Origin of the sequence: uncultured Sphingomonas sp. (genome assembly GCF_937871615.1) — a bacterium.
In the GTDB taxonomy this organism is placed as follows: Bacteria; Pseudomonadota; Alphaproteobacteria; order Sphingomonadales; family Sphingomonadaceae; genus Sphingomonas.
Map to the genome: position 1 here is coordinate 119,618 of NZ_CALMPA010000023.1, position 20,983 is coordinate 140,600.

Consider the following 20,983-nt stretch of genomic DNA (forward strand, 5'->3'; position numbering starts at 1 on the left):
ATCAGAACTTCAGACGCGCACCGATGGTGAACGACCGCCCGATCACGTCGTAAATCGTCGGGAAGGTGTTGCCGCCGTTGTAGGTCGTCCCGCCAACGCCGTTGCCGACGAGCGGCGGCTGCTTGTTGAACAGGTTGTTGACCGTCAGCGACAGTTCGAGGTTGTCGACCGGGCTCACGCGCGTGGCCAGATCGAAATAGTTGTACGCCGGGATGCTGCGGAACGCCTGCAGGATCGTGGCGGGGTTCGGCCCGCCCGGCTGCGGGACGTCGCCCGGCAGACGCGTGGCCAGATACGGCTCAAGCGAAACGCTGCTCACATGTGTCCAGAGCAACGACACATCGAACGTGTCGGTGCCATAGCCCAAGCGACCAGTCCAACGCCATTTCGCACGCGGGTTGGTGCAACCGCCCGAGCTGTAATAGCTGGTGCAGTCGCGGTTGATCGAGTTCGGGTTCGCCTGGAAGTGGTAATAGTCGAGCAACGTCGCGTTGAAGTTGATCGTCAGATTGCCCGGCACGTTGACGCCAAGGTCTTCCATCCGTGCCCGCTGCGTGATGCCGAAATCCCAGCCTGCGGTTTCGATCACGCCGAGGTTGGAATAGCTGAGGATCACGCCCGGCGTTTCACCCGCGCCGTTCAGGCTGCCCGTCAGCGGGTTGCGCTTGATGAGCTGACAGAACGAATTGTACGACAGCGACGGGTTGAGCGCCGTCGAATAGCAGCCGTTCAGAATGTCGGACTGCGCCGGCTGGGTGATCGCGTCACGGATGCGGATGTGGAAATAGTCCGCGGTGAGCGAGAAGCCCGGCAGGAACGACGGCGTAATCGCCGCGCCCAACGTGTAGGTGCGCGCACGCTCCACGTTCAGGTTGCGGTTGCCCGAGGTCGTCGTGTTGATCTGGTTCGAGGTTGGCGTCGGGATCGAGCCGATCGTTCCCGCCGGTGCGCCGGTCGCGACGCAAAGCGCGGCCAGAGCGCCGCTCACCGCGCCGGAGCACGGATCAACGGTCAGGTTGCCAAGGCTCTGCACCGGGGACTGGTACAGTTCCTGGATGTTCGGCGAGCGCACGGCGACGGTGTAGGTGCCGCGGAACTTGAAGCCCTGATAAGGCTCCCAGGTGCCCCCGGCCTTCCACGTCGTGCTGCCGCCCGTCGTGGTATAGTCGGAATAGCGGATTCCACCTTCAGCGGCCAAGCGATAGAAGAACGGCTTGTCCTCCACCAGCGGCACGTTAATTTCGCCGAATACTTCCTTGACGCTATACTCGCCGAAATCGGGCGGAGTACGTGCGCCGGTGCCGAGCACTTCGCCCTGAATCTGCGATGCGCTGTCCGGCATACTGCGCGCGGAAATCTTGCGATACTCGCCGCCGACCGCGAAACCGATCTTGTGATCCGCAAGCGGCACGGTGAACAGATCGCCGGTGACGTTGCCGGTGATTACCGTCTGACGAACCTTGCGGTTGATGAGCGCGCTCAGGTCGATGAAGCCAACCTGATCGGGCGTGATGCTGCCGTTCGGGCCGAACAGGTTGAGCGGAACGCAACCATTGCTCGTATCGGCGCAGACATACTGGCCGGCGGCGTTCTTGTACGAACGAAGCGCCTGCTGAACCTTGCTGAACGAACCCCAATGCTCGCGCGTCTGGTTCTGCGTCGTCTCGCCATATTGCGCCGAAACGTCATATCGCAACGAGTCGATGATCGAGCCGCGGAAGCCGCCGACGACCTGGAACATCTGCGATTCGATCGGATTGCCGCGCGGCCCCATTTCGGTGATACGCCGCTGAGCGATCACCGGAATTTCCATATATCCGGCAGTGCCAGGCCCACCCTTGACGGCAGCCGCCGTGGCGCAGTTTGCGGCGGAGATGCCGCTGCCCGAGCAGAGCTGCGACAAGATACCCGCGGGAATATACGGGTTGTTCAGCGCCAATTGATAGGTGTTGCTGAACGTGCCCGACGAGGCGAGCTGCAGACGGACCAGATTGCGGGTGAACATCGCGGTCGAATAGAATTCGACACCGTCGGTGATTTCATAACGGCCGGATGCGTATACGTTGATACGGTCCAGCGGAGTCTGGAAATACGTGCCGATGTTCGTGTTGAACGTATCCGCGGCAGTCGCAGCCTGAAGCAGGCCCGTGGCCGGATTCACCACCGCGCCGAACGAACTTGCCGGCAGGCCGAGCTTGGCGTTCGACGGAGAAGCGAAAATCGTGACGAGCGCAGCGGTGGCACCCTGGAACTGCCCGGTCGTCGAACTGATCGGGAATGCACCGATCGAACGCGCCATCGTCGCAAGCGGATCGGCCTTGGTGTAGCCTACGCTCAGCACAACATTGCCGCGATCGTCGTCAAGTGACGCGCCAACCACAATGTCCGCCTTGAGCCGGGTCGCATCGCCCTTTTCGGAAACACGATAGTTCGCCGATGCGGTGATACCCTTGAAGTTGCGCTTGGTGACGAAGTTGACAACGCCGGCAACCGCGTCTGCGCCATAGGTCGAGGATGCGCCCCCGGTCAGGGTATCGACGCGCTCGATCAACGCAACCGGGATGTTGTTGGTGTCGGTAAGGCCATCGAGGCCGAACGGCACCAGACGGCGACCGTCAAGCAGTACCAGCGTGCGGTTGGCGCCGATACCGCGCAGTTCCAGCGTGGCCGAACCGTCCGAGCCGTTGTTCACGCCTGGGCCGATATTCGGACGCAGCGCCGGCATGTCGCGCAGCAATTCTTCGGCGGTAGCCGGCTGGCGGAGCGCGATGTCCTTGGCCGAGATCACGCTGACCGGGCTGGCGCTCTCCAAATCCGGGCGAGAGATGCGCGAGCCGGTGACGACAATATCGTTCTGCTCGGCGTTCGCGCCCCCCGCACCGCCTTCGGCCGCCTGCGCCAGCGCGGGCGACGCGGAAATCGCGCACATCCCCAGCGCCAGAACGCCAAGCGCGCTCGATCGCATCATATTACGACGTAAATTCATTGAGTTCCCCCTCATGGTGTCGCCATACACAAAATCGCGGCGACATTGCCTATTGCGTCAGAGCGCACGCGCACGACAACAGAAAGGTTACGGATCGGCCATTTTGTAACCATTGTGTGTCATCGCTGTTACATTGCGGCAACATTGCTGCCGGAATGATGGGTAGCCGGCACCAAGATGCGGGTGCGCGCTCTCAATGAGCACGCGGCCACTTGCCAGGAATGTTACGAGAAAGAATCGCCTCAGATAGGCAATTGATTCAACAAATTAATATTTCTGATACCGCGAAAATGGCCGATCTGGACCAAATTCGCCCCGAAGCATCTCGGCACTCTTCGATATCAACCCAACCGACGAGCGACCTGACTGAATGGGCTGTTTTGCCCCACAAGGGGTTGGCGCACTAAAGGAGGCGAGAAATAAAGCCCATAAATCAATATGGTGACCCCTACGGGAATCGAACCCGTGTTTCAGCCGTGAAAGGGCCGCGTCCTAACCGCTAGACGAAGGGGCCGTTGGGCGAGAGGGCGGTTAGGCGAGCTAAGCCGCGCGGTCAAGGCAACAAACGATCAAAAATCAATCGGCCCATGCCGCATCGTCGAGATGAAGCTCCGCCGCCGGTCGCTGCCCCCAGTTATCCACCCTTGCGCGCCCGGCGAGCCACAGCCTGCGATGCGTATCCGCGCCGAGCAGCGCCTGCCCCAATTGCGTATCCGCGGCGCGGAACGCCATCGCCTTGAAACTGCGCCCGTCGTCTCCGGCAACGATCGCGCGGACATGCCCGTTGCCGACGATATCGACGCGCACCGGGCGCACCCGCCCGATCGCGACCCGGGGGGCGGGCCAGCCCATGCCATAGGGGCCGCCGGCCTCCAGCGCGGCGACCAGTTCGGGTGTGACGCCGCCGGGCGCATGGACCGAATCGACCAGCAGCGCGCGATCCGCCGCCGCGACGGCAACCTTTTCGGCCAGCCGCTCCTCGATGAATTCAGCGAACGCCGGCACTTTCGCCGCGTCGATCGTAAGCCCGGCGGCCATCGCGTGGCCGCCGCCCGCGACGAGCAGCCCGGCCTCCTTCGCGGCGAGCACCGCCTGCCCCAGATCGACCCCGGCGATCGACCGCCCGGAGCCCTTGCCTACCCCCGCCTCATCGAGCGCGATGACGATCGCGGGCCGCCCGAGCTTTTCCTTCAGCCGCCCGGCGACGATGCCGATAACGCCGGGATGCCAGCCCTCGCCAGCAACCACCGTTACGGCGCGATCCGTGGTGAGCAGCGATTCGGCGGCCTCCTGCACCGCCATCTCGATCGCGCGCCGCTCCTCATTGAGCCGATCGAGTTCTTCCGCGATCTCACGCGCCTCGACCGGATCGCGCGTGGTGAGCAGCCGCACGCCAAGATCGGCGCGGCCAACCCGGCCACCGGCGTTGATGCGCGGACCAAGCGCGAAGCCGAGATCGGTCGCGGTCGGCGCGCGCGTGAGCCGCGAAGCCTCCATCAACGCGGCAAGGCCGATGTTCCGCCGCGCGGCCATCACCTTCAGCCCCTGTGCGACAAAGGCGCGGTTGAGCCCGCGAAGCTGCGCCACATCGGCAACCGTGCCGAGCGCGACGATATCGAGCAGTTCCATCAGCCGCGGCTCGGCGCGCGCCGCGAACCAGCCGCGCCCGCGCAATTCGCGCAGGAGCGCTGCACCAAGCAGGAATGCCACGCCAACCGCCGCAAGATGGCCGTGCGCGCGCCCTTCCCCCTCATCCAGCCGGTTCGGATTGACCAGCGCATGGGCCACCGGCAGCGCGCTGGCGCATTGGTGGTGATCGACGACGATCACGTCAACGGGCACCGCGCTCGCCGCCGCCAGCGCGTCGAACGCCTGCGCGCCGCAATCGACGGTGACGATCAGCGTCGCCCCCTCCCCCGCCAACCGCACCAGCGCCGGGCCGGACGGGCCATAGCCTTCCATCAGGCGATCGGGGATATAGGGGCGAGCCTCCAGCCCAAGCTCGCGCAGCAGCAGGATCATCAACGCCGCCGATGTGGCGCCATCCACATCATAATCACCGAAGATGGCGACCTGCTCGCGCGCCTCGATCGCATCCGCCAAACGCACAGCGGCGCGATCCATGTCGCGGAAGATCGACGGATCGGGCATGAAGCCCCGGATCGTGGGATTGCGATGCAGCTCAAGCGCGTCACGCGGGCAGCCACGCGCGAGCAGCAATTGCGTAATGAGATCGTCGGGCACGAAATCCTCGCGCTGGTCCGCCGCGAGGGAGCGCCAGCGCCAGGGCTGGCCGAGGATCGAGCGTTCAACGCCAAGAACAGGAGCCGTCATCGCTCCCTATTGGCACGTTTCACCGCCATTGCGACAGCCCGGGTGCGCGTGGACACGCACGCCCGGACCGTCTGGCGACGCGATCAACGCACCGCCGCGCTGGCGAGCCGGGTCTGCCGGCTCGCGGCGACGAGTGCTTCGCGTTGGGCGGTGGCGACCGCCAGCGTCTCCGCACGGCAGCGGGTGACGTTGATCTCGCCCGCCAGATCGGCGCTGGAAGCCTCGCCGCAAACACGGATCACCGCACCGGCGATACGATGATCGAGCCGCCGCACGTCATGCGCGCGGGCAAGATCGAGATCGGCATGATGCACCGCGATCGAGGGCGATGGTTCGACGCTCTGGGCGAAAGCCGGCGCGCCGGTGAAAGCCGCGGCAAAGGCCGCGAGCGCAAGGATCGTTTTCATTGTGATGGTCTCCGGGGATGAAAATCGTTCGCGTCGGCGCCGGCGCTGCCCCCATATAATCCCCCTGCCCCCCGGATGACGAACAACGATGTTGCCGACTCATTCTGCAAAAGTGCAGAATGGCGCGATGCACGACTGGGGCGATATCCGGCATTTTCTGGCGGTGGCCGAAACCGGCAGCACGCTGGCCGCCGCGCGCACGCTACAGGTCAGCCAGACGACCGCCGCGCGCCGCATCGCCGCGCTGGAGGAGGCGCTGGGCCTGACCCTGTTCGAGCGGCGGCAAAGCGGCTATTCGCTCACTCCCGCCGGCGAAACCCTGCTCGCCCATGCGCGCGCGGCGGAAGATGCGATTCGCCGGGTGGCCGATGAGGCGGCGTTGCTGCGCCGGGCGGCGGAAGGCGTTGTTCGCCTCACCATGTCGCCGATCTTCGCCTTCACCTTCATGGCCCCGATCGTCCGCGACCTGCGCACCGCCCACCCCGAGATACGCATCGAGATCGACACCAGCGAGGACGTGCGCGATCTGGCGGGCGGAGAGGCGGATGTGGCCCTGCGCGTCTGCCACAGCCCGACCGGCGCCGGCCTGATCTGTCGCCGGCTGACCGACGATCCGTGGACGGTCTATTGCAGCCGATCCTATGCCGAGCAGCACGGCGTTCCCCGGCATCTGCCCGAGCTGGCGCGCGCGCCGTTCATCGGCGGCGGCGAGCCGGGGGTATGGGCGCAATATCTCGAATGGCTCACCGAGCACGGGCTGGAAGGCCAGGTGGTGATGCACCACAATTCATCGACCGGGCTGCTCGCAGCGGTGCGCGCCGGGATGGGGCTGGCCGTGCTGCCGTGCCTTGCGGCGGATAACGACCCCGATCTGATCCGCTGCCTGCCGCCGCTTGAGGGCGTCTCCGTCAGCTTGTGGCTCGTCTATCATGAACGGCTCCGTGGCGAACCGCGCATCCGCGCCGTGCTTGATTTTCTCGCGCCGCGTATCCCGCGGCACATTGGCTGATACGGGCGGCTGATACATGCCGGGTGCGATCAGCCGGATTTCACCCATGCGCCTTCGCGAAACCATTTGGTGACGATATATTTGACGCCCTCCGTCACCGCCGATCCTTCGTGCAGCGTCGCGTCGTTCGCCGCCCCATCGGCGTTCATGTTGTTCCACGCCAGCAACAATCCGCGTTTCGGCGCCACCCGCAGCCCGGCTTGCGGAAACCAGGTCGCGCCGCCTTCCGCCACATCGTTCAGGTAGATCATCGCCGTCCATGTGCGATGCCCGCCGGTCGCCTTCATGCGCGGCCAGTAACTTTCACCCTCGTTGAAATAATCGTGATGCGGGCGGAAATGCTGGCCGATCGCATAACGCTGGCCTTGCAGCGTTTCGCCATTTTCGGGCGCGATGCCCAGCAATGCCGCCACCCCCTCGTCAATCTCGCGTATCGCCGGAGACCAGCGATCGAGATCGCAGCTTTCGCTGGTCCGGTATTCGGAATTGCCGCTGCCGGATAACAGCGTCGAAGGACGACGATTGGCGTCGATCAGCGCGATCAGCGCGGCACATTGCTTTGCATCAAGATAATCACGGCAGCGATAGACGACGGCAAGATCACTCGGCAGCCGCTCCATTCGCGGGTTCGCATCGAGCCGCGCCTGCACCTGCTCGCCGATAAAGCGCCGCACCGGGGAAGGTTGCGCGGGAAGTCCGGGGTTCGTCTTCATCTCCCGCCCACTTTGCGCGGCCCGCCCCGAATGACAAGCGGGCGCCGATCGAAAACGGCGCCCGCATTGCCTTGGCTTACCAGAAGATGTCGTGGATCACGTCCACCACCTGGCCGGTATAGATGTCGACCAGCAGGGCATCGTCGTAATAACGCACCCAGCGATACGGGCCGTACACCTCGGGCAGGCGATAGCTCCACGGATCGTCGATCCAGTAATTCTGCGCGAACAAGATGCTCGACAGCGTCATGCCGACTGAAAAGCGGCGATAGCCGTAGCTCCAGCCGTAGGGCGCGTAATAACGGGGCAGGCGGAACGCCTGACGGTTCCGATAGCGATAGTCGCTCCAGTCATAGCGCCTGTCGCGCCGCCAATCCCGGTTCCACCGGCCATTGTCACGCGCGTAGCGATCGCCGCGATCGTAGCGCCGATCGCTCCAGTCGCGGCGCGGATCGCGGTTATACTGGCCGCGATCCTGCCAGTTCGGCCCGCGATCGCCGTCCGGCCGCGCCTGTTGCCAGCCGCCGGGGCGCCCCGGTTCGCGCGCGCCACCGTGCGACGGGTCACGCCCGGCCCAGTTGCCGCCCTGCGACATATCGGGGCGCTGCCAGCCACCGGGCTGGCCGCCCGGCTGACGCTGCGGGCGCTGGGCCTGATCGCGATCGCCACCGTTCCATTGCGGGCGCTGTGCCTCACCGCGACCACCACCGTTCCACGGCGGACGTTGCTGCATCTGGCCGCGATCGCCACCGCCCCATTGCGGGCGTTGCTGGGCTTGCGGCGCCTGCGCCTGCGGATTCGCGGCCGGGGCCTGATGCCGGGGTCGTTCGCCACGATCGGCGCTGCCGCGATCGCCGCGCTGCCACCCCTCTTGCGCGAATGCCGACAGCGGCAGCAGCGAGGCCGCGGCCATCAGCGTTACCGAAATCAACTTCCTCATTCCCGGTCACTCCGCCGCCGGCGCTCAAGCCGGCCCTGATGATATTGCCGCTTTGGCCGAATCGTGGCGAATGTGTGCTGAACCGGTCTGTAAGGCTATTGAAAGAATCAGGGCCGTGCGGGGGGCGGCGGATCGCCCTCCCCGCGCTGATCGGCCAGATAGCCAAGCGATGCGCGCGCGCTGACCGGCCCGGCGATATCGGCCACCAGATACAGCGGGCGCCGCTTCGATTCGATATAGAGCCGCCCGAGATATTCGCCGATCATGCCCAGCACGAACATCTGCGCCGCGCTGAGCACCGTCACCACCAGCATGGTGGAGGTCCAGCCCTGCACCGGGCTGCCCTCGAAATAACCCCAGGCGATATAGACGAGCAGCAGCAACGACGCCCCCGCCAGCGCCACCGAGGCATGGCTGGCGAAGCGCAGCGGTGCGGTGGAAAAGCCGGTCACCGCATCGAACGCCAGCCGCAGCATCTTCGACAAGGGGTAGTTCGTCTCGCCCGCGTGGCGCTCGGCGCGATCGTATGGGAACGGCACCTGCCGGAACCCGATCCACGCCACCATCCCGCGAATGAACCGCGCCTGTTCCGGCAGCGACAGGAACGCATCGAGCGCGCGGCGCGTCATCAGGCGGAAATCGCCGGTGTCGAGCGGGATCGGCGTATCCGTCACGCGATCGAGCACGCGATAGAAGATCGAGGCGGTCGCCTTCTTGAACAGCGTTTCGCCCTCGCGGCGGCGGCGCACGGCATAGACCACATCGGCTTCCTCGCGCGCCATCGCCTCGCGCATTTCGCCCAGCAATTCGGGCGGATCCTGCAAATCGGCGTCGAGGATCAGGATCTGCTCGCCACCGCACAGATCCAGCCCCGCCGTGAGCGCAAGTTGATGGCCGTGATTCCGCGAAAGGTTGATCGCAACGACGCGTGGATCAGCCGCCGCCAGTTGCCGCATGATCGCCCAGCTATTGTCGCGCGAGCCATCGTTCACGAGCACGATCTCATGATCGTCGCCCACCACCGCTTTTGCAGCGGCGGACACGCGTTCATGGAGCAACGGCAAGGTCGCCGCCTCGTTGTAGCAGGGGATCACGACGGAAAGCTGGGGACGATGCATGGCGACGCCCTTATCGGCTAGCCGGGCGGAAATCACCAGATTGTTCGCGCGGGTTGCGGGAAGGAGCGCCAATAGCGCGACGCCCCTTCCCGCTTCGCAGATCACGCGCTGGCGCGGGCGCGTTCCTCCACCATCCGTTCCAATATGGTCAGCGGCATGGCGCCGGCCTGCAGGATATCGTGGAAATTCCGCTCATCGAATTTCGCGCCCTGGATCGCCATGGCCTTCTCACGCGCGCGCACCCAGGCAGCATGGCCGACCTTGTAGCTGCACGCCTGTCCCGGCTGGGTGCAATAACGCTCGATCTCGCGCTGCGAACGCGGCTGCGCGAAGCCCACCGTCCGCACCATATAATCGGTCGCCTTTGCGCGGTCCCATTTCCTGGTGTGGATGCCGGTGTCGATCACCAGCCGGGCGGCACGGAACAGATAGCTTTGCAGGAAACCCGCGCGGTCCAGCGGCGTGGCATAGCCATGCACCTCGTCCGCCAGACTTTCGGCATAAAGCGCCCAGCCTTCGGAATAAGCGTTGAAGAAGGCCAGCTTGCGCAGCAGCGGCGTCTTCGCCTGCTGCGCGATGGTGAGTTGCAGGTGATGGCCCGGCACGCCTTCGTGATAGGTCAGGCTCGGCAGCGAATATTTCGGCCAGTCGCCAACGCTCTTGAGGTTGATCCAGTAGATCGCCGGACGCGATCCATCGAGCGCGGCGAGATAATAATAGCCGTTCGATGCGCCATCCTGAATCTCGATCGGCACGCGGCGAATCTCAAGCGGTGCGTTGGGCGGATTGTTGACGAGCCGGCCAAGCTTCGCCGTCATCGCGGCATTGCCCGCGTTCAGATCGCGGATCAGTTGCGCGCGCCCGGCATCGCTATCGGGATAAAGCTGATCGGGCCGCACGTTGAGCGCGTTGAGCCGATCCGCGACCGAGCCTTGCGTCAGCCCGTTCGCTTTCAGGATCGTATCCAGCTCGGCGGTGATCGACGCGACCTGCTCCAGCCCCATGTGATGAACTTCATCCGGGGTGAGATTGGTGGTGGTCGATTCGGCGAGCGCGGCGGCGTAGATTTCATCGCCCTTCGGCACCGCCCATAAGCCGTCGTCGGTGCGGCCCTTCGCGCGCAATTCCCTGATAAGCGCGATCTGCCGATCGAGCGCGGGATAAATCTGCTTCTCGACGATCGCGCTGGCCTTCGCCTGCCAGTCCCCCGCGATATTCGCCTTTGCGGCGCGCGTGACGAGCGATTGCGTCAGGCCGTTTTGTGCCGCCGACGGATCGCGCAGCTTCGCCATCTGCCCCAGCGTAAGATCGAGCGACCAACCCGGCGCGACATAGCCGCGCGCGGCCTCCTTCTTCTGCTGCACCGTCTCGTTATCGAGCGCGGTCGCCATCGCGGCGAGGCGATCGAGATAGGCGCCGCAATCCTCCGCATCGGTGATCGTGTGGGAGGCGTTCAGGAAATCGGGCGTCTCGAAATAAACACCGCCCTGCTGGAAGATCAGATACGGGCGCTGCACTGAATTCAGCCCGAATTTGTCGATCGGGATCGCACGCGCGTTAAGCGAATAGAGCACCACTTCGCGATCGAGCCGGGCGCCGGGCGAAAGCGATTCGGGCGCAACGGCGGTAACGTCGCGGATCGCCTGGTGGAGCGTCAGTTGCCCCTTGATGCGGCCAGCGGCGGAATTGTCCTCCAGCTTGTGCTTCAGTGCGGCATTCGCGCCCTTGTCCATGCCGAGCACGGTGGCGAGCGTGGGCTGCTCGCGGAGCGTATCCGCCATGATCCGATCGAATGTGGCGTTGAGCTTCGCATCGCCCGCGGGCGCCTGCGCACGCAAGGCGCCCGGCATCAGCGCAATCGCGGATGCTGCGGAAGACGAGGTAAGGAATGTACGACGATCCATCTGTTGCCCCTTTTTTATCTGGGTGATGGATCATCGTAACGCGGCGCACAGGTGTGGCAACAACATAATACACCTGTGCGCCATCATCGGTCGATCAGTTGGCGGCGCCCGAACCGGCGAGCGCGCTATCATACCATTTGACCAGATCGCGCCGCATCTCGCGCAGCGCCTCGGGGTTCAGATAGGTCATGTGCCCGGCGGGATAATAAGTGAACGACAGGTTCTTCGCCTGCGCCGGCTCCAGCATCATGTGCCCCAGATCATATTCGGTGCCGAAGAACGGCGTCGCCATATCGTACCAGCCGTTCATCGACAGCACCTTGAGATGCGGATTGTCGCGCATCGCAAAGGCGAGATCGACCGCGGTATTCGGGTTGTTCTGCTGCGCGGAAAAGCCGCCGCCCGGCGCCTTGTGCTTCCAGTTCCAGTCGAAGCCCGCCGCATCGCGCGCGGACAGGCGATATTGCATATCGGTCTTGTAGCCGAGCGTGTTGCTCAGATATTCGTGGAACGTGCCGATGAACGCGCCCGAAATGGCATCGGAGGAGGCATCGGAATCCGGGCGCTCACCCGCCGCATCCGCATCCACGCCGACATAGCGCGAATCGAACCGGCCAACCCGCTCGCGGCGATCGCGCAGCAATTCCTTCTGAAAGCGCGGCAGATCAATGCGCAGATTGGCACGCTTGATAAACTCCGGCGACAGGCCGATGAGCTGGCTCATCTGGTTCGCCACCTGATCGCGCTCCGCATCGGAGATCGACTGCCCCTTGGCGAGCGCGCTCGCATAGGGGCCGACCGCGAAGGCGCGCGCCTGCTCAACGATCGTCGACACGTCCGCCGGGCGATTCTGGATGCGGTTGTGATACCAAGCGGTCGCCGCATAGCTCGGCAGATAATTGAGATAGACCTGATCCAGCCCCGGCTGGCGATAGCCGTAGTTCATGATCGACGACAGCAGCACCACGCCGTTCAGCGCCATCCCGCGATCCTGAAGCTGATAGGCAAGCGCCCCCGAACGCGTGGTGCCATAGCTTTCGCCCAGGATGAATTTCGGGCTGTTCCAGCGGCCGTTCTTGCTCACATAGCGGATGATCGCGCGGGCAAACGCGTCCACATCCTCATCCACGCCGTAGAAATGGCTCGGCTTGGTTTCGCCCAGTGCGCGCGAATAGCCGGCGCCCATCGCATCGAGGAACACCAGATCGGTCTTGTCGAGCAAAGTATCCGGATTCGGGCCGAAATCGAACGGCGCCGGGCGCATGAACACCGGATCGCCAGTGCGCAGCCGCACCGGGGCGAACGATCCCATATGCAGCCAGAAGCTCGGGCTGCCGGGGCCGCCGTTGTACAGGAAGGTGATCGGCCGCTTGGTGCCGGGCTTGGTGCCATCCAGCGTATAGGCCGTGTAGAACATCGAGCCGGTCGGCTTGCCTTCGGTATCGCGGATCGTCAGCGTGCCGGCGGTGGCGGTGTAGGCGAGCGTCCGCCCCGCGACCGCGACACTCCCCTTCGAACGCTCCTCACGCTCCTGCACCGGCGCATTGGCGTAAGCGGATTCCACCTCCTGCTTCGCCAGTTCGGCGTGAGAGAGCGGCGCCCCCTTCCCGGCTTTGTCCACAGGCTTGATATCCTGCGCGACTACCGCGACCGAGGATGTGGCAAGAAGAATTGCGATGGCACGTACCAGCAAGGCAGAGCCCCCCTTTTTGATTGGTGATGGGGGTTTATTCGCCCAGCGCCCGCGCGATCGCAAGATGTTGATAGCGTTGGAGCAAGCGATCGCGCCGGCTCAGGCGCGCTCGGCGCCCGCCACCGCATCCGCCGCGCGCAATCCGGCCAGCAGCCGCATCAACTGATGCGCGTCATGCACTTCCACGTCGATCGTGTTGGTGTGGATGCCGGTATCGCGGCTGTCGAGCCGCAGGTTGATAATGTTCGCCTTGTGTTGCCCGATGATCGTGGCGATCACGCCCAGCGCGCCGGGCTCGTTGCGCACCTCGACCGTGATCCGCGCCACCGCGCCCTGGGTCTTGGTGCCCCATTGAACATCAATCCAGTCGGTTTCCTCATCGGTCCGCTCGGCCAGTTCGCCCAACGTGCGGCAATCAATCGTATGAACTTCGATCGAGGCATCGGGCCGCCGCAGCCCGACGATGCGATCCCCCGGCACCGGATGACAGCAGGTGGCGAGTTCGTAGGCGACGCCCGGCGCCAGCCCCTCGATTGAGATGGCGTGGGATTGCGGCGGCGCATGGGCAACATCGGCGCCGGCCGATCCCGGCATCAGCGCCTCCATCACCTGCGCGTCGGTCAGGGTGCGGCGCGCGATCGCGGTGAGAAACTGGGTTTCGTCCGCGAACTTCAGCCGCTTCACGCCTTCGTCCAGCGCCCCGGCGGCGAGCGGCGCGGGCAGACGGGTGACGATTTCATCGTAAAGCTTGCGCCCGAGCGTGACGGTCTGCTCGCGTTCGACCAGCCGGAGGTGGCGGCGAATCGCCGCCAGCGCCTTGCCCGTGATCGCGAAATTCAGCCAGTTCGGTTGCGGGGTCTGCGCCTTGGAGCGCAGCACCTGCACCTGATCGCCGTTATGAATCTCGGTGCGCAGCGGCACGACGCGGCCATTGATCTTCGCGCCCACCGCCTGATCGCCGAGATCGGTGTGAACCGCGTAGGCGAAATCTATCGGCGTTGCCCCCTTGGGTAATTGGATCAGTTCGCCCTTCGGCGAAAAGGCGAAGATGCGATCCTGATACATCGCCATCCGCGTATGTTCGAGCAGTTCCTCGGGCGTCGCGGCATTGTCGAGGATCTCGACGAGATCGGCGATCCAGTTCTGCTGGGTCTCCGGCCGAACCTTCATGTCCTGCTTGTACGCCCAGTGCGCGGCTAAGCCGTATTCCGCTTCGGCGTGCATTTCCTCGGTGCGGATCTGGATTTCGACGCGCTGGTTTTCCGCCTGCATGATCGTGGTGTGCAGCGAGCGATAGCCGTTGCGCTTCGGCGTGGAGATATAATCCTTGAACCGCCCCGGCACCGCCGGCCAGCGGCGGTGGATCTGGCCGAGCGCGGCATAGCAATCCTCCACCGCGGGCACGATCGCGCGAAACGCCATGATGTCGGAAAGCTGTTCGAAGCTGATGTGGCGTTCCTGCATCTTGCGCCAGATCGAATAGGGATGCTTCTCGCGCCCGGAAATCTCGGCCTGGATGCCATGGCGCGACAGCAATGTCTTCAGCCCAGAACCGATCTTCGCGATCCGATCGCCACCGCCGGATTTCAGTTGCTCCAGCCGCCGCGTGATCGATTCATATGCTTCGGGTTCGAGTTGCTGGAAGGCGAGCGTCTGCATCTCCTTCATGAACTCATACATGCCGATCCGCTCGGCGAGCGGGGCATAGATATCCATCGTCTCGCGCGCGATGCGCCGGCGCTTTTCCGGTTTCGCGATGTGATGAAGCGTGCGCATATTGTGCAGCCGGTCCGCCAGCTTCACCAGCAGCACGCGGATATCGCCCGACATGGCGAGCAGGAACTTGCGCAGATTCTCCGCCGCGCGCTCGTTCTCGGTCTGCGCCTCGATCTTGGAGAGCTTGGTCACGCCATCAACCAGCCGGGCGACATTGTCTCCGAACAATTGCCGGATCTGCTCGGATGTGGCGACCGTATCCTCCACCGTATCGTGCAGGATCGCGGTGGCGATCGTTTCGTCGTCGAGATTCAGCTCGGTCAGGATGCCGGCCACCTCGATCGGGTGGCTGAAATAGGGATCGCCCGACGCGCGCTTCTGGGTGCCATGGGCGTTGACCGAAAAAACATAGGCGCGGTTAAGCAGCGCCTCGTCGGCATTCGGGTCATACGCAAGAACCCGATCTATCAACTCATACTGTCTCAGCACCGTCACACGATGCCGCTTTCCCCTATTGCTTTGCAACAAAAATGGTCCTCCCGCCGTGGCGGACGGCGGGAGGACCATTTTTCTCGTTCGATTTATTGCTTAGTTGGCGGCTGGGGCCTTACCGCCCTTCGCCTTGCTGTTGCATTCGCCGAGCGCGGCACCGTCAAACGCCTTGCCCTCGACGGCGAAGGCGGAGAGCGCGCCAACGGTGCGCGCCATCATCTGGCACGCGACCATCTCACGCAGCGGCGCCTTGCCGGTGACGTAAACGCCATCACGCAGGTTCCACGGCGTATCGCGCGTCATCACGATATCCTTGGTCGCCGGAGCGACGGGGGTGGCGGTGAAATACCCGCCGGCGGTCTGCGCCGAAGCACCGCTCGCCCCGAGAAGCGCGGCGGAGGTGAGAGCGGCGGCGATCATCGAGCGAATCATGTTGTTGCCTCGCAAAATAAGTTGCGAGGTGCCACTTACTTATTGCAAGTGCGAGTTGCAAGTGGCAACTGATAATTTAGTTCGGTGACGCATCGCCCTCGTTTAGGATGCGCGCCACAGCAAGGAGCGTACAATTGGAGAAATTGCGCGAACGCCTGACGGAATGCAGCCTCCCTGCGGCGCTGGAAACAATGGGCGAACGATGGGCGTTTCTCATTTTACGCGCTGCTTTCAATGGGCTGCACCATTTTGAGGAATTCCAGTCGGAACTCGGCATCGCGCGCAACATTCTTGCCAACCGGCTGGCGCGCTTCGTTGAGCACGGGATCATGGAGCGGGAATCGCTGCCGGAGGATCGGCGCAAGATTCAATATTGCCTGACCGAAAAGGGACACGCGCTGCTGCCGACCATGGTTGCACTGCGGCAATGGGGCGAGCGTTGGGAAACCGGCGTGCCGGCTTTTCCGATCCTCGTCGACTCGCGCGACAATCGCCCGATCCAGCAGATCGCGGTGCTCAGCCACGATGGCCGCCTGCTCGGCAAGGGCGATCTGCACTGGGCGCTGCCAAGCGACGTGGCCGACACGCCGCTCGCCGCCGCCGCGGAATAATACCGCAAATCAGCGAACAAGCATCGGGGCCGGCTTCGATCAGCCCCGATGCCGCGTGATTATTTCTTGATGAGGCCGATCTCCACCAGCCGTTCGTGCAGATAATCATGCGCGGTGATCGGCGTGGGATAGCGGTTCGCATTGTCTGGCGCGATGCAGCCGGGCAGCGTCTCGATCAGGAAATCCGGCGCCGGGTGCAGGAAAAACGGCATCGAATAGCGCGAATGCCCGCGCCGCTCGGGCGGCGGATTGACGACGCGGTGGGTGGTGGACGGCAGGACGTGATTGGTCAGCCGCTGCAGCATGTCTCCGACATTGACGACCATCGCCCCCGCTGGCGGCTTGATCGCCAGCCAGCGCCCCGAATCGCGATCGAGCAACTCCAGCCCCGCTTCCTCCGCGCCGAGCAACAGGGTGATGAGGTTGATATCCTCATGCGCGCCCGCGCGCACCCCCTCCGCATCGGCGGGGATCGGCGGATAATGCAGCAGACGCAGCACGCTGTTGCCATCGGCGACCGCGGGATCGAACCAGTCGGGCGCGAGCCTCAGATGGCGTGCGATCGCGGAGAGCAGGCGATCGCCCGCGCGATCGAAAGCGGTGAACAATTCGAGGAAGGTGCCCCGGAATCCCTCCGGGCGCGCCGGCCAGATATTGGGCGCCATTTCACCGGCAAAGCGATGCCCGGCGGGCAATTCGCGCCCGACATGCCAGAATTCCTTCAGATCGACGTGCCGGGCGTCCTTCGCGATCTCGGTTTTGAACGGGGTATACCCCCGCGCACCGCCGCCACCGGGCACGAAATAACCGCGCTTCTCCGCATCCGGCAGCGCGAAAAGCGCCTCTGTCTCGCGCCAGGCGCGGTCGATCAGTTCCTCGGGAATACCGTGATCGGCAACGATCGCGAAACCGAAGCGTTCGAATGATCCGCCAAGCGCGGCGGCGAAGGCGATCGGGTCGGTTGCCTGATCGTTCAGGCTGAGCGTCGGCACCTGGGCCAGCGGCGTATCGAGCATCTATCGGGTCCGTGAAACTGGAAACGATCTGCATACCCCCTCGCCTCTGGCGCCGCTAGGGCTGATCGCGATCACTCGCGATCAACAAGCGGCATCCGGAACATCACGCCAAGGGGGTGACTTGGCCCGCCCGCGCCGGTAACGCCCCGCCATGGCAACATCGTCATCCCAGGACACGCCGCGCGGCGCGCCGATACCGTTCGGCGAATTCGTCGCCCTGGTCGCCGCACTCATGGCGATGGGCGCGCTCGGCATTGATACCATGCTGCCCGCGCTGCCGGATATCGGCCATTCGCTGCATGTCGCCAATCCCAACAACCATCAGTTCGTCATCACGATTTTCGGCATCGGCTTCGGCGCGGGCCAGATTTTCCACGGGCCGCTGGTCGATCGTTTCGGGCGGCGGCGGATGCTGATCGGGGCGCTGGCGGCCTATGCGCTGATGAATGTGCTCGCGGCGGTTTCGGCGAGTTTCCCGCTGCTGCTCGCCTCGCGCTTCGTTGGCGGGCTGGCGATCGCCGGATCGCGCGTCGCCACCGTCGCGATGGTGCGCGATTGTTATGCCGGGCGCGCGATGGCGCAGATCATGTCGCTGGCGGTGATGGTGTTCATGGCGGTGCCGATCATCGCCCCCGCCTTCGGCACCGCGATCCTGCTGATCGGAACTTGGCGAACGATGTTCTGGATCGTCGCCGGGCTGGCGCTGCTGGTGATGATATGGGTGGCGGTGCGAATGCCCGAAACCATGCTGCCGGAAGATCGCCACGAAATCCGCGTCGCGACGATCCTTGATGGCTGGCGCACCACCTTTGGCGATCGCTATTCGCTGGGTTACACGCTTGCCACCACCGGGCTGACCGCGGCACTTTACGGCTATCTCGGCTCGATCGAACCGATCATGGCGATCACCTTCGATTCCCCTAAGCTCCTGATGGTGATCTTCGCCACGAGCGCGGGCACGATGCTGGTGGCGAACCTGTTCAACGCGCGCCTCGTGATGCGCCTCGGCACGCGGCGCATCAGCCATAGCGCGATCTGCGTGATGATCCTGTGCACCGCGCTGCATCTGGCGATCGCGGCGACCGGCTATGAGACGGTGACGATCTTCGCCACGCTTCAGGCGATCACGCTGGGGTGCTTCGCGCTTTCAAGCTCCAATTTCTCCGCGATGGCGATGGAGAAGATGGGGCATATCGCCGGCATGGCTTCGAGCGTTCAGGGATTCGTCAGCCTCACCTTCGGCTCCGCGCTCGGCTCGTTGATCGGCCATGCCTTCAACGGGACGACGATGCCGCTGACCGCCGGATTCCTGATCGCGGCGCTGTTCGCACTGGCGATCGTCGCGATCACCGAGCGCGGGCGCCTGTTCCACCCGCTCTGAACCGCTCCACTGGAACCCTGCGCGCCGGTGCGGGTTCGGATTGGTGAGAGGAGAAAAGGGCATGGGCGGACATCGGGTGCCGGGCCAGGGTTCCGGGGACGACGGCTTTGACGCGGACGGCTATGACGAGAGCCAGCGCGCGGAAATCATCGAGGCAACGCACGAGGGGCCGAGCGACGGGACGATCATCACCGATCTTGCCCCCGATCTCGATCTCGATCTGGACCCGGACAACGACGGCCTGCGCCCCATCCGCGAAAGACGGAAAGGCGATCGCTGACACGTTGTTGCGCGCGGCCAGCGGCGGTGTATCGCTGCCGCAAGCGGGGGATGCGCGGCTATTGGCGCCGGGGACCGCTGACCGGGGGCATCAATGCCGACGATTGCGCTGCTGATCCTCTCCAACTGTTTCATGACGATCGCCTGGTATTGGCATCTGAAGGGCGGCATGGCGAAGCCGCTGGTGCTGGTGATCCTGATTAGCTGGGGGGTCGCGCTCGCCGAATATTGCCTCGCCGTGCCGGCCAATCGCATCGGCTACGCCAGCGGCTGGAGCGGCGGGCAACTCAAGGTAACGCAGGAGATCATCACGCTCATCGTGTTCGGCGTGTTCGCGGTGACGGTGCTGGGTGAGCAATTGAGCTGGCGGCACGCGGGCGCGTTCGCCTGCCTGATCGGGGCCGCCCTGTTCATGTTCGCCGGGCGGCCCTGATCCTCAATCAACCAAGGATCGGCATCCACATCGGCTCGCCGACCAGGCTTTGCGAGCCGCGCAACCGCTCCAGCGCGGCGGCGATCGCGGATTCGGACACTTCGTGCGTGACGATGGCGACCAACGCGCTGCCATCGAGATTGGCCCCGCGCTGAATCAGGCTTTCGATCGACACGCCGGCATCGCGCATCGCCGCCGCGATCTCCGCCAGCACGCCGACACGATCGGCAACCATGAAACGCAGATAGAAGCGGCCGCAGCGTGCGCCGGTATCGGCGGCGGCGGCGTCCGTCAGCGCGGCTACCGGCATCGCGAAGGGCGGCCCGGATTCGCCGCGCGCGATATCAATCAGGTCCGCGATCACCGCGCTGGCGGTCGGCCCGTCGCCCGCGCCCGCACCCTGGAACAGCAGGCGGCCGACGAAATTGCCCTCCGCCACCACCGCGTTGGTCGAGCCGGTGACATGCGCGAGCGGATGATCCTGCGGCACGAGTTGCGGCTGGACGCGCTGGAACAGCCCGCCCGCTCCAAGCTCGGCCTGACCGATCAGGCGGATGCGATAGCCGAGCGCCGCGGCCTCCGCGATATCGCCCGCGATCAACTGGCGGATGCCGCGGATCGTCACGTCATCGAACGCGGGGCGCGTGCCGAATGCGAGGCTGGCGAGGATCGACAGCTTGTGCGCCGCGTCCACGCCGTCGATGTCGAAGCTGGGATCGGCCTCCGCATAGCCAAGCGCCTGCGCCTCGGCGAGCACCTCCCCGAAATCGCGGCCCTCCGCCTCCATCTTCGACAGGATGAAGTTGCAGGTGCCGTTGAGGATGCCCTGCACCCGCGCGATCTCGTTCGCCGCAGCGCCTTCGCGCAGCCCCTTGATGACCGGAATGCCGCCGGCCACCGCCGCCTCGAACTTCAGCGGCACGCCGCTTTTCTCCGCGGCTTCGGCCAGTTCCATCCCGTGATGCGCGAGCATCGCCTTGTTCGCGGTGACGAATGCCTTGCCATGCCCAAGCGTCGCCCGTGCGAGCGCCAGCGCCGGGCCGTCCGCCCCGCCGACCAGTTCCACCACCACATCCGCATCCGCATCGGCGAGCGCGACGGTATCGTCCACCCAGGTGAAGCCAGAGATATCGATGCCGCGATCCTTGTTGCGATCGCGCGCGGAGACGGCGACCACCTCGATCGCGCGACCGGCGCGGCGCTCGATCAGCGCGCGATTGGCCTCCAGCACGCGGATCACGCCCGATCCAACCGTACCCAGCCCCGCCAACGCCACGCGCAACGCTTTCGCCATGTCGATTCCCTATATCAGTGTCGCGCGCGCTCTTGGGCCACGAAGCGAGCCGGGACAAGTGGGCGGCCCCCTTGCCGTCATTCCCGCGAAGGCGGGAATCCATTCACGCCAGCCTTGGCGATAGAGTCGCGACGACGGCGCATCTGGATTCCCGCCTTCGCGGGAATGACGGCGTGTGAGGAAACAGATGCGCGCGACATTGCCCGGATTTGCATTGCCCCCTAG

16 protein-coding genes, 1 tRNA gene and 1 pseudogene are annotated in these 20,983 nt (G+C 64.7%); 5 read left to right on the plus strand and 13 right to left on the minus strand.

Annotated features, from left to right (window positions below; all coding sequences use genetic code 11):
* Position 1 precedes the first annotated feature (1 nt).
* From Q0316_RS06800 to Q0316_RS06815, 4 genes are all read right to left on the minus strand, one after another.
* A complete protein-coding gene (locus Q0316_RS06800) occupies positions 2-2,968 on the minus strand; it encodes a TonB-dependent siderophore receptor (protein WP_298670781.1) in 2,967 nt (988 codons plus the stop codon).
* 457 nt (positions 2,969-3,425) lie between these two features.
* Positions 3,426-3,500, minus strand: a tRNA-Glu gene (locus Q0316_RS06805).
* A gap of 62 nt (positions 3,501-3,562) precedes the next feature.
* On the minus strand, positions 3,563-5,320 hold the full coding sequence (gene recJ, locus Q0316_RS06810) for a single-stranded-DNA-specific exonuclease RecJ (RefSeq protein WP_298670782.1): 1,758 nt from the start codon (positions 5,318-5,320) through the stop codon (positions 3,563-3,565).
* Between the two features lie 83 nt (positions 5,321-5,403).
* Positions 5,404-5,727, minus strand: a complete 324-nt coding sequence (locus Q0316_RS06815; RefSeq protein WP_298670783.1) for a UrcA family protein — start codon at positions 5,725-5,727, stop codon at positions 5,404-5,406.
* Between the two features lie 127 nt (positions 5,728-5,854).
* Between Q0316_RS06815 and Q0316_RS06820 the strand changes: the two genes are divergently transcribed.
* Positions 5,855-6,736 carry a LysR family transcriptional regulator gene (locus Q0316_RS06820; protein ID WP_298670784.1) on the plus strand — a complete coding sequence of 294 codons (882 nt, stop codon included), beginning with the start codon at positions 5,855-5,857 and terminating at the stop codon, positions 6,734-6,736.
* 29 nt (positions 6,737-6,765) lie between these two features.
* Here Q0316_RS06820 and Q0316_RS06825 read toward each other — a convergent pair whose 3' ends face one another.
* The 7 genes from Q0316_RS06825 to Q0316_RS06855 all read right to left on the minus strand — a co-directional run bounded on the left by Q0316_RS06825 (position 6,766) and on the right by Q0316_RS06855 (position 15,744).
* On the minus strand, positions 6,766-7,449 hold the full coding sequence (locus Q0316_RS06825) for a 2OG-Fe(II) oxygenase (RefSeq protein WP_298670785.1): 684 nt from the start codon (positions 7,447-7,449) through the stop codon (positions 6,766-6,768).
* A gap of 76 nt (positions 7,450-7,525) precedes the next feature.
* On the minus strand, positions 7,526-8,389 hold the full coding sequence (locus tag Q0316_RS06830) for an RcnB family protein (protein WP_298670786.1): 864 nt from the start codon (positions 8,387-8,389) through the stop codon (positions 7,526-7,528).
* Positions 8,390-8,496: 107 nt separating this feature from the next.
* Positions 8,497-9,507 carry a glycosyltransferase family 2 protein gene (locus Q0316_RS06835; protein WP_298670787.1) on the minus strand — a complete coding sequence of 337 codons (1,011 nt, stop codon included), beginning with the start codon at positions 9,505-9,507 and terminating at the stop codon, positions 8,497-8,499.
* 101 nt (positions 9,508-9,608) lie between these two features.
* Entirely contained in the window at positions 9,609-11,411 is a 1,803-nt protein-coding gene (locus tag Q0316_RS06840) for a DUF885 family protein (protein ID WP_298670788.1), read from the minus strand.
* Between the two features lie 94 nt (positions 11,412-11,505).
* Complete coding sequence (locus Q0316_RS06845) at positions 11,506-13,032, minus strand: peptidase S10 (RefSeq protein ID WP_298670789.1); 1,527 nt, start codon at positions 13,030-13,032, stop codon at positions 11,506-11,508.
* A gap of 171 nt (positions 13,033-13,203) precedes the next feature.
* Positions 13,204-15,309, minus strand: a complete 2,106-nt coding sequence (locus Q0316_RS06850; RefSeq protein ID WP_298670790.1) for a bifunctional (p)ppGpp synthetase/guanosine-3',5'-bis(diphosphate) 3'-pyrophosphohydrolase — start codon at positions 15,307-15,309, stop codon at positions 13,204-13,206.
* Between the two features lie 99 nt (positions 15,310-15,408).
* Positions 15,409-15,744, minus strand: coding sequence for a hypothetical protein (locus Q0316_RS06855; RefSeq protein WP_298670791.1), 336 nt, complete (start codon positions 15,742-15,744; stop codon positions 15,409-15,411).
* A 191-nt stretch (positions 15,745-15,935) separates the two neighbouring features.
* Here Q0316_RS06855 and Q0316_RS06860 point away from each other — a divergent pair, with 191 nt between their 5' ends.
* On the plus strand, positions 15,936-16,355 hold the full coding sequence (locus tag Q0316_RS06860; RefSeq protein WP_298670908.1) for a helix-turn-helix domain-containing protein: 420 nt from the start codon (positions 15,936-15,938) through the stop codon (positions 16,353-16,355).
* A 59-nt stretch (positions 16,356-16,414) separates the two neighbouring features.
* Here the strand turns inward: Q0316_RS06860 and Q0316_RS06865 are convergent, their stop codons facing one another.
* Complete coding sequence (locus Q0316_RS06865; RefSeq protein ID WP_298670792.1) at positions 16,415-17,371, minus strand: 2-oxoglutarate and iron-dependent oxygenase domain-containing protein; 957 nt, start codon at positions 17,369-17,371, stop codon at positions 16,415-16,417.
* A 151-nt stretch (positions 17,372-17,522) separates the two neighbouring features.
* On the opposite strand from Q0316_RS06865, the gene Q0316_RS06870 reads away from it, so the two are divergent.
* From Q0316_RS06870 to Q0316_RS06880, 3 genes and pseudogenes are all read left to right on the plus strand, one after another.
* Entirely contained in the window at positions 17,523-18,752 is a 1,230-nt protein-coding gene (locus Q0316_RS06870) for a multidrug effflux MFS transporter (protein WP_298670793.1), read from the plus strand.
* A 61-nt stretch (positions 18,753-18,813) separates the two neighbouring features.
* Positions 18,814-18,963 (plus strand): annotated as a pseudogene (locus tag Q0316_RS06875) (DNA primase); the annotation flags it as partial.
* A 162-nt stretch (positions 18,964-19,125) separates the two neighbouring features.
* Positions 19,126-19,464: a DMT family protein gene (locus Q0316_RS06880; protein ID WP_298670794.1), complete on the plus strand. Its 339-nt coding sequence runs from the start codon at positions 19,126-19,128 to the stop codon at positions 19,462-19,464.
* A 7-nt stretch (positions 19,465-19,471) separates the two neighbouring features.
* Here the strand turns inward: Q0316_RS06880 and Q0316_RS06885 are convergent, their stop codons facing one another.
* The gene (locus Q0316_RS06885; protein WP_298670795.1) at positions 19,472-20,758 is read right to left on the minus strand and encodes a homoserine dehydrogenase; all 1,287 of its coding nucleotides are present in this window, start codon (positions 20,756-20,758) and stop codon (positions 19,472-19,474) included.
* Positions 20,759-20,983: the final 225 nt, after the last annotated feature.